Genomic DNA, 8135 nt, shown 5'->3' on the forward strand with positions numbered 1-8135 from the left:
GCAATGGATTTGTACCGATGGATGCTAAACAAACGCGGGTAGGGGTTCTGCTGGCCCTGGCCGCCTATTTTATCTGGGGTATCGCGCCCGCGTACTTCAAGCTTATCTACTATGTTCCCGCCGATGAAATTCTGACTCACCGCGTGATCTGGTCCTTCTTCTTTATGGTGGCGCTGGTCAGCGTCAGTCGTCAGTGGCCGCAGGTTAAAAGACTGCTAAAAACGCCGAAAAAGGTGTTCCTGCTGGCGCTGTCTGCCGTGCTGGTAGGCGGCAACTGGCTGCTGTTTATCTGGGCGGTAAATAACCACCATATGCTGGAAGCCAGCCTGGGGTATTTTATTAACCCACTGGTGAATATTCTATTAGGGATGATCTTCCTCGGGGAGCGCTTTCGCCGGATGCAGTGGCTGGCGGTAATGCTGGCGGCCTGCGGCGTTCTGGTGCAGCTGTGGACCTTCGGCTCGCTACCGATCATCGCGCTGGGCCTGGCGTTCAGCTTTGCGTTCTACGGCCTGCTGCGTAAAAAGATCGCCGTCGATGCGCAAACCGGCATGCTGTTTGAAACACTGTGGCTGCTGCCGGTCGCTGCGATTTATCTGTTCGGCATCGCCGATAGCCCAACCAGCCATATGGGTCAGAACCCATGGTCGCTGAACCTGCTGCTGATGGCGGCGGGCGTGGTGACCACCATCCCGCTGCTGTGCTTTACCGGTGCGGCAACGCGTCTGCGCCTTTCTACGCTGGGCTTTTTCCAGTATATCGGCCCAACTCTGATGTTCCTGCTGGCGGTAACGTTCTACGGCGAAGTGCCGGGCGCGGATAAGATGGTGACCTTCGCCTTTATCTGGGTGGCGCTGGCGATTTTCGTGATGGATGCGATTTACACCATACGCAGAACGCGCAGGGCATAACAAAAAAAGGAGCCGAAGCTCCTTTTTTTACAGCCAGTTTTTACGCTTAAAGTACAGATACGGCGCCAGACCGGCGAGCATCATAAAGACAATCGCGCCGGGATAGCCGAAGCTCCAGTGCAGCTCGGGCATAAATTCGAAGTTCATCCCATAGCTGGAAGCCACCAGCGTCGGCGGCAGAAAGACCACGGAAACCACCGAGAAGATCTTGATGATGCGGTTCTGCTCGATGTTGATAAAGCCCATCGCCGCCTGCATCAGGAAGTTAACTTTCTGGAACAGTGATTCGTTGTGCGGCAGCAGGGATTCGATATCGCGTAGGATCTCACGCGCCTGCTCCAGCTGGCCCGCCGGTAAACGCGCCTTACGCACGAGGAAGTTCAGCGCGCGCTGGGTATCCATCAGACACAGGCGAACTTTCCAGCCGATATCTTCCTGCTCAGCGAGGGTAGAGAGCGCCTCATCGTAATCATCGCCCTGACGGCCTTCCATAATCACCCGGCTGAGTTTTTCCAGGTCGCTGTAGATGTTTTCAATTTCATCCGCCAGCTGTTCGATTTTGGTTTCGAACAGGTCAAGCAGCAGCTCGTAGGCATTACCATCAACCATCGACTGGTTGCGAACGCGCATACGATACAGGCGAAAAGCGGGCAGCTCCCGCTCGCGCAGGGTGAACAGACGCCCTTCGCGGATAGTAAACGCCACGGTCGAGTTACCGGCGTGATCCTCTGCATCTTCAAAAAAGAAAAATGAGTGGATGTGTAAACCGTCTTCATCTTCAAAGAAACGTGCTGACGCTTCGATGTCTTCCAGTTCCGGGCGCGTTGCCAGGTTCTGGCCCAATTCCGTTTGCACGCGGCTTCGTTCTTCATCGTCAGGCTCGACCAGATCGACCCACACCGAACTGGCGAGGTGCTTGATCTCATCGGCTTCCAGACGCGTTAAACGATTATTTTCCAGTTGAAATGCGCTCAGCATGACCGGGACTCCCAATGCAAAAAAATTATCGGACAGTTCGGTGGGCACACAGAAACAATTTGGGTTTCAGACCATAAAGCCTGACTCAGAGCGACGGGAATAGAACGGGTCGCCGACAACCGCTAAGGCTATCAGCATAAGAGGATAGCCTTAGGAGTTGTTCCTGATGAACAGGAAGTTGAGCCAGCATCTACTGGGTGTGTCCAAGGCGAATGTCCTCTTAGCGTAATCGTGCGCGCATGTTACGCCAGCGCCAAAACGGCGTCAACACGCAACGGAACGCTAAAGAGCAAATCAAGCGCCTTAACGTACAAAGGTAGCAGAATATTACAAAATAATGATATTTTTCTTAATGTTACACTATTTCCAGCCGGGCATAGGCAGCAACCAGCCACTTGATCCCCTGCCCCTGAAACGCGACCTGAAGACGACTGTGTTCGCCGCTGCCTTCGAGGTTCACGATGGTGCCTTCGCCAAACTTGGCATGGCGCACGCGCTGGCCCAGCTTATAGCCGGTATCGTTTTCCGCCATCGGCGTCCCCATGCGCTGATGGCTCACCGGACGACTCACCGTTGCGCGCAGACGCACCTCTTCCACGCACGCTTCCGGCAGCTCGCCGATAAAGCGTGACGGACGGTGATAAACCTCTTTGCCATACAGGCGTCGGGTTTCGGCATAGGTCAGAGTCAGTTTTTGCATCGCACGAGTCACACCAACGTAGGCCAGGCGACGCTCCTCTTCCAGGCGACCGCCCTCATCGAGCGCCATCTGGCTCGGGAACATCCCCTCTTCCACGCCGACGATAAATACCTGTGGGAACTCCAGCCCTTTCGCCGAGTGCAGGGTCATCAGCTGTACCGCGTCCTGCCAGGTGTCCGCCTGCCCTTCGCCCGCTTCCAACGCGGCGTGGGAAAGAAACGCCTGTAGCGGCATCAGGTCTTCATCTTCCTCGTTGTAGCTGAACTGGCGCGTTGCCGTCACCAGTTCCTCTAAGTTTTCGATACGCGTCTGGCCTTTCTCGCCCTTCTCCTGCTCGTACATCGTGCGCAGGCCAGAGTCTTTAATCACCCGGTCGGTCTGCACGTGCAGCGGCATATCGACGGTCTCCTGCGCCAGCGCGTCAATCAGCTCCATAAAGCGCTGTAAGGCGCTGGCGGCGCGACCGGCAAGAACTTTATCTTTTAACAGCTCGCGGCAAGCCTGCCACAGGGTCAGCTGGCGGTCGCGTGAAGTCTGGCGCACCACGTCCAGCGTGCGATCGCCAATACCGCGCGTTGGGGTATTCACCACGCGCTCAAACGCCGCGTCGTCGTTGCGGTTAGCGATCAGGCGGAGGTAGGAGAGCGCATCTTTGATCTCCTGGCGTTCGAAGAAGCGCATGCCGCCATAAATACGATACGGCATGCTGGCCTGCAGCAGCGCCTCTTCCAGCACGCGCGATTGGGCGTTGCTGCGATACAAAATCGCGCACTGCGCCAGCTGACCACCGTTTTCCTGCCAGGTTTTAATGCGGTTGACGACAAAACGCGCCTCATCAAGATCGTTAAACGCACAGTAGAGCGAAATCGGCTCGCCATCAGCACCGTCGGTCCACAGTTTTTTGCCCAGACGCCCGCTGTTGTTCTCAATCAGGGCGTTCGCCGCGCTGAGGATATTGCTGGTCGAACGATAGTTCTGCTCCAGGCGGATAGTTTCAGCGCCCGGGAAGTCGTTGAGGAAGCGCTGGATGTTTTCCACCTGCGCACCGCGCCAGCCGTAAATGGACTGGTCGTCATCGCCGACGATCATCACCTTGCCGGTATCGCCCGCCAGCAGGCGGATCCACGCATACTGAATGTTGTTGGTATCCTGGAATTCGTCCACCAGGATATTGGTAAAGCGCTCGCGGTAGTGCTGGAGAATATGCGGTTTGTTGAGCCACAGCTCGTGCGCGCGCAGCAACAGCTCGGCAAAATCTACCAGGCCGGCACGATCGCAGGCTTCCTGATAGGCCTGATAAACCTTCTGCCAGGTCTGCTCAACCGGATTACCGTAGCTTTGAATATGATGCGGGCGCAGCCCTTCGTCTTTCTGACCGTTGATGTACCACATGGCCTGACGCGGCGGCCACTGCTTCTCATCAAGATTCATCGCCTTAATCAGGCGCTTCAGCAGACGCAGCTGGTCTTCGCTATCGAGGATTTGGAAATCCTGCGGCAGGTTGGCATCAAGGTGATGAGCGCGCAGCAGGCGGTGCGCCAGCCCGTGGAAGGTGCCGACCCACATACCGCCCTGGGTGGTACCCATCAGTTGACCAATACGATGGCGCATTTCCGCCGCCGCTTTGTTGGTAAAGGTCACCGCCATAATGGAGTAAGGGGAACAGTTCTCCACGCTCAGCAGCCAGGCGATGCGATGAACCAGTACGCGCGTCTTACCGCTGCCCGCTCCAGCCAGAACCAGCATGTTAGTACGTGATGCCGCAACGGCTTCACGCTGTTTATCATTGAGGCTGTCGAGCAGGTAAGAAACGTCCATTGGCACCGCCGGAAATGAGACGCCCGGCAGCGTTCAGTTCACCGGGCTACTGTTAATTTATACAGAACTACAGACGATTATATCAGCGAGGTCAGAGATGCCAACCGTGAAATTTCAATGTGCGGCAGCAGGCGGCTATCGGTGGTATGCATCAGGTCTGCGCCCTGCGGTTTGATCCAGCAGGCCTGCATACCGCAGCGAATGGAGCCCGCCACATCGGTGGTCAGGTCGTCACCCACATGCAGGATTTGCGCTAACGGCAGTTCCAGCCGATCCGCCGCCAGGTGGTACATATCGGCAAAGGGCTTAGAGCGCCCGTCCGGACCCGCGCGCAGCACAAAGCGGAAGTAGTCGCTCAGGCCAAAGAGCTCCGGCTGAGCATTGCCATTGGTAATCGCCACCAGCGGCCATTTTTCGGCGAGTTTAGCCAGCGTATCGTGCGTCTCTTGCGGAATGTCGATCAGACTGCGCCAGTGGGCGAAGTTAGCCATCGCTTCGTCTGCCCCTGTCTTCGCCTGCTCCGCAGAAAGCCCAGCGTTGATCATCCCCAGCTCTAGCGCGCGACGCCGCCACTCGGTGACATCGTGATAAATCTCCGGCTCCGACGCCAGCAGCGTCTGGCGCAGCTGGTTCAGCTCGCTGGCATCAAATTGGCTCAGCGAAGGGTGATAGCTGCGCACAAAGCTCAGCGACTCATGCAGCGTCCGCTCAATCACCGGGCGATTGTCATAAAGGGTATCGTCCAGGTCAAACGTCAGTGCTGAAATCTGGCCCAGAGGTCGGTAAAAACGCATTATTTCCCCCGTTTGGCGCGCGGATGCGCCGCATCGTACACCGAAGCAAGGTGTTGAAAATCAAGATGGGTATAAATTTGAGTGGTGGAGAGGTTGGCATGGCCCAGCAGCTCCTGCACCCCGCGCAGATCGCCACTCGACTCCAGCATATGGGTCGCAAAGGAGTGGCGCAGCTTATGCGGATGTACATGGCTATTGAGGCCTTGCTTAATGCCCCATTCGGCAAAGCGCTTTTGCACGTTACGCGCGGAAATTCGCTTGCCCAGTTTGGATAAGAACAGCGCGTCGTCATCGGTACCGAACAGGCCGCGCAGGTCGAGCCAGTGCTCAACCCACACCACCGCGTTGCGGCCAATCGGCAGGCGACGTTCTTTGCTGCCTTTGCCCATCACCCACACCTCTCCTGACTCCAGGTCAAGGTGTTTAATGTCGAGATTCACCAGCTCCGAAAGACGCAGCCCGGCGCCGTACATCACCTCCAGCATCGCCCGATCGCGCACTGCCAGCGGATCGTTAAGATCGATATCCAGCAGTCGGTTAACATCGTCGACATCGATATTTTTCGGCAAGTGGCGTGGCGCTTTCGGCGCGGAGATGCCCTTCGCCGGATTGGCCGTCAGTTCACCCTGGCTCACCAGCCAGTCAAAAAAGCTGCGTAAGGCAGAAAGCCGCAGCGCCAGGCTGGCAGGCCCCAGCCCCTGGCGACGGCTGCGCACCGCCAGGCTACGGACCTGGGCGGCATCGCACTGCTGCCAGCTTTTAAGACCGCCGTTTTCCGCCAGCGTGATAAGCTTTTCCAGCTGGCGACGGTAGTTCAGCAGCGTTATCGGACTTAGCTGACGCTCGACGCCGAGATAGCGTAAAAAGCGCTCTACGGGAGCAAACAGGGGTGAGTCGGTCATGCTCGCTCAATCCAGCGATCCAGCAATCCGGGGAGCATCGAAGCAATCTCCTGCAATAGCTGCGTTCCCTGCCCTTGCTGATAATGTTGGGGATCGCGACTGCTGAAGAACATGACGCCGGGAGCATCATCGCCGCCGAGCAGCGACATTGCGACCGAACCGATGGCTTTCGCTTCCGGCAGCGCGACCAGCAGTTCCGGGCCGTTTAATGAGCCAAGATAATGGCGTTGCTGCCCAAGACGCTGAATGCGGATAGGTTCAAACGCCTGGCGACTCAGCGCCAGATGAGTGAATTTGGAGGGCGCGCCGAGCCGCCAACAGTCAGGAAACAGGCGCACCGTCGCCCCCGCCAGCCCCAGCTCACGCGCCCAACGATGAAAGCGATTCAGCATTTCATCGAGGCTATCAGCCGACGCCAGCCGCGTTTGCAGATGAAACAAACGCTGAAACAGGCTTTCGTTAGCCGTTGCCTGCTCCATCAGCAGCGTCATGTTCTCTTCCAGCACGTTGATATGATTCCGCGCCCGCGCCATGTGCCATTCCACCAGCGATACCGAACCACGCACCGGATGCGGAACCGACATGTGTTCCACCAGAGCCGCATTACGAATAAAGAATTCAGGATGTTGCAACAGATAGTCCACCACTGCGCGATCGTTCAGCTCGCTGGCGAGTTCCTGCTGTTCTTCCCCGATGTGTTTCATAAATGAATAAATCCGTCATAGACATGTGCCGCCGGGCCAGTCATATACAACGGTTGGCCCGGGCCTTTCCAGGCGATATCAAGACGCCCGCCGGGTAGTTCCACGCGGACCTCTTCGCCCAGTAATCCTTGCTGGATACCGACTGCCGCCGCCGCACAGGCGCCGCTTCCGCAGGCCTGCGTTTCGCCCGCGCCGCGTTCATACACGCGCAGACGAATATGGGAACGGCTGACCACCTGCATAAAACCGATGTTCGCCCGCTCCGGGAAGCGTTCGTGGTTTTCCATCACCGGGCCGAGCGATTCCACCAGCGCGGTTTCCACGTCATCGACCTGAATAACGCAGTGCGGGTTACCCATCGACACCACGCCGCACAATACTGTCTGTTCAGCAGCGCGCATAATATAGGTCTTTTCCGCTTTGTTGGCGCGGAACGGCACCTGCGATGGCTCGAAGTTCGGCTCACCCATATTCACGCGCACCAGGTCGTCTTCCGTTACGCTTAATACCATACGACCGTTTGACGTGCTCACGCGGATGTCACGTTTATTGGTCAGGCCTTTCAGGCGTACAAAGCGGGCGAAACAGCGCGCACCGTTGCCGCACTGCGCCACCTCGCTGCCGTCAGCGTTGAAAATACGATAATGGAAATCGAGTTCGGGATCGTAAGGCGGTTCAACCACCAGCAGCTGATCGAAACCCACGCCAAGGTGCCGATCCGCCAGGCGGCGAATCAGATCCGGTGAGAAAAAAACATTCTGCGTTACCGCGTCAACGACCATAAAGTCGTTGCCAAGGCCATGCATTTTAGAAAACTGCATTATCTACTCCAGTTGCGCGGAACAGAACGTTAGTAATTTACTTGGGTCGGGCCGCCGCTATCACCGCGATCGTTACGATCCGGCGTAGAGCTCTGGATACCGCTATCAACCGGTTTGGTCGGCGGGGATGCCGTTTTTTCCGCTGGCGGGAAATAAAGCGGACCTTTCAGGCCACAGCCAGTGAGGCTGAGGACCGCTAATAAAACGGCAAGCGTTGGGAAAACGTTTTTCATGGATAGTTGCCCGTGATTCATTCTTTCTGCTTTCTATCATCGCAGGAGAAGACGTAAACGCAAGCGTTTAGGGCAGCTTTTTGACTGCTTCCCGCCGTAAACAGCGAGGAGCCCCACTTCACAGAGCCGAACCTAAGCCGCGCGACGCGATTCAGGATTTACCCGCTCTCCGTGGGCTAACACTGCCAGCCCGGCAGCTTTTTGGGGTGCATCTGGGGTTGGCGAATGCTGTTCCGTATCGGGTGCCTGATTTTTATCCTTGCGGAGATCGGCG

9 protein-coding genes are annotated in these 8135 nt (G+C 57.0%); 1 reads left to right on the top strand and 8 read right to left on the bottom strand.

The annotated features are described in order from the left end of the window. Window positions 1-17 precede the first annotated feature (17 nt). Window positions 18-911 carry an EamA family transporter RarD gene (rarD, locus tag QVF11_RS26915; RefSeq protein WP_112216149.1) on the top strand — a complete coding sequence of 298 codons (894 nt, stop codon included), beginning with the start codon at window positions 18-20 and terminating at the stop codon, window positions 909-911. Window positions 912-938: 27 nt separating this feature from the next. On the opposite strand, the gene corA is transcribed toward rarD, so the two are convergent. From corA to lptM, 8 genes are all read right to left on the bottom strand, one after another. Continuing rightward, complete coding sequence (corA, locus tag QVF11_RS26920) at window positions 939-1889, bottom strand: magnesium/cobalt transporter CorA (RefSeq protein WP_110276862.1); 951 nt, start codon at window positions 1887-1889, stop codon at window positions 939-941. 150 nt (window positions 1890-2039) lie between these two features. Then, on the bottom strand, window positions 2040-2096 hold the full coding sequence (ysgD, locus tag QVF11_RS28665; protein WP_353738540.1) for a YsgD/CorL family protein: 57 nt from the start codon (window positions 2094-2096) through the stop codon (window positions 2040-2042). Window positions 2097-2244: 148 nt separating this feature from the next. Continuing rightward, on the bottom strand, window positions 2245-4407 hold the full coding sequence (gene uvrD, locus QVF11_RS26925) for a DNA helicase II (RefSeq protein ID WP_287860806.1): 2163 nt from the start codon (window positions 4405-4407) through the stop codon (window positions 2245-2247). A 77-nt stretch (window positions 4408-4484) separates the two neighbouring features. Next, a complete protein-coding gene (gene yigB / locus QVF11_RS26930) occupies window positions 4485-5201 on the bottom strand; it encodes a 5-amino-6-(5-phospho-D-ribitylamino)uracil phosphatase YigB (RefSeq protein ID WP_287860808.1) in 717 nt (238 codons plus the stop codon). Beyond that, complete coding sequence (gene xerC / locus QVF11_RS26935) at window positions 5201-6103, bottom strand: tyrosine recombinase XerC (RefSeq protein WP_287860810.1); 903 nt, start codon at window positions 6101-6103, stop codon at window positions 5201-5203. The genes yigB and xerC overlap by 1 nt, the downstream gene beginning before the upstream one ends. Beyond that, window positions 6100-6807: a DUF484 domain-containing protein gene (locus QVF11_RS26940; RefSeq protein WP_287860812.1), complete on the bottom strand. Its 708-nt coding sequence runs from the start codon at window positions 6805-6807 to the stop codon at window positions 6100-6102. The genes xerC and QVF11_RS26940 overlap by 4 nt, the downstream gene beginning before the upstream one ends. Further along, window positions 6804-7628 carry a diaminopimelate epimerase gene (gene dapF / locus QVF11_RS26945; RefSeq protein ID WP_112216144.1) on the bottom strand — a complete coding sequence of 275 codons (825 nt, stop codon included), beginning with the start codon at window positions 7626-7628 and terminating at the stop codon, window positions 6804-6806. Before dapF ends, QVF11_RS26940 begins: the two co-directional genes overlap by 4 nt. Before the next feature lie 29 nt (window positions 7629-7657). Continuing rightward, window positions 7658-7861 carry an LPS translocon maturation chaperone LptM gene (gene lptM, locus QVF11_RS26950; protein WP_112216170.1) on the bottom strand — a complete coding sequence of 68 codons (204 nt, stop codon included), beginning with the start codon at window positions 7859-7861 and terminating at the stop codon, window positions 7658-7660. Window positions 7862-8135 lie beyond the last annotated feature (274 nt).

Origin of the sequence: Klebsiella sp. (genome assembly GCF_027492335.1) — a bacterium.
Lineage (GTDB): Bacteria > Pseudomonadota > Gammaproteobacteria > Enterobacterales > Enterobacteriaceae > Klebsiella > Klebsiella huaxiensis.

Coding starts and splice junctions, on each gene's coding strand:
- rarD (WP_112216149.1), top strand. CDS start 18: ATGGATGCTAAACAAACGCGGGTAGGGGTTCTGCTGGCCCTGGCCGCC.
- corA (WP_110276862.1), bottom strand. CDS start 1,889: ATGCTGAGCGCATTTCAACTGGAAAATAATCGTTTAACGCGTCTGGAA.
- uvrD (WP_287860806.1), bottom strand. CDS start 4,407: ATGGACGTTTCTTACCTGCTCGACAGCCTCAATGATAAACAGCGTGAA.
- yigB (WP_287860808.1), bottom strand. CDS start 5,201: ATGCGTTTTTACCGACCTCTGGGCCAGATTTCAGCACTGACGTTTGAC.
- xerC (WP_287860810.1), bottom strand. CDS start 6,103: ATGACCGACTCACCCCTGTTTGCTCCCGTAGAGCGCTTTTTACGCTAT.
- QVF11_RS26940 (WP_287860812.1), bottom strand. CDS start 6,807: ATGAAACACATCGGGGAAGAACAGCAGGAACTCGCCAGCGAGCTGAAC.
- dapF (WP_112216144.1), bottom strand. CDS start 7,628: ATGCAGTTTTCTAAAATGCATGGCCTTGGCAACGACTTTATGGTCGTT.
- lptM (WP_112216170.1), bottom strand. CDS start 7,861: ATGAAAAACGTTTTCCCAACGCTTGCCGTTTTATTAGCGGTCCTCAGC.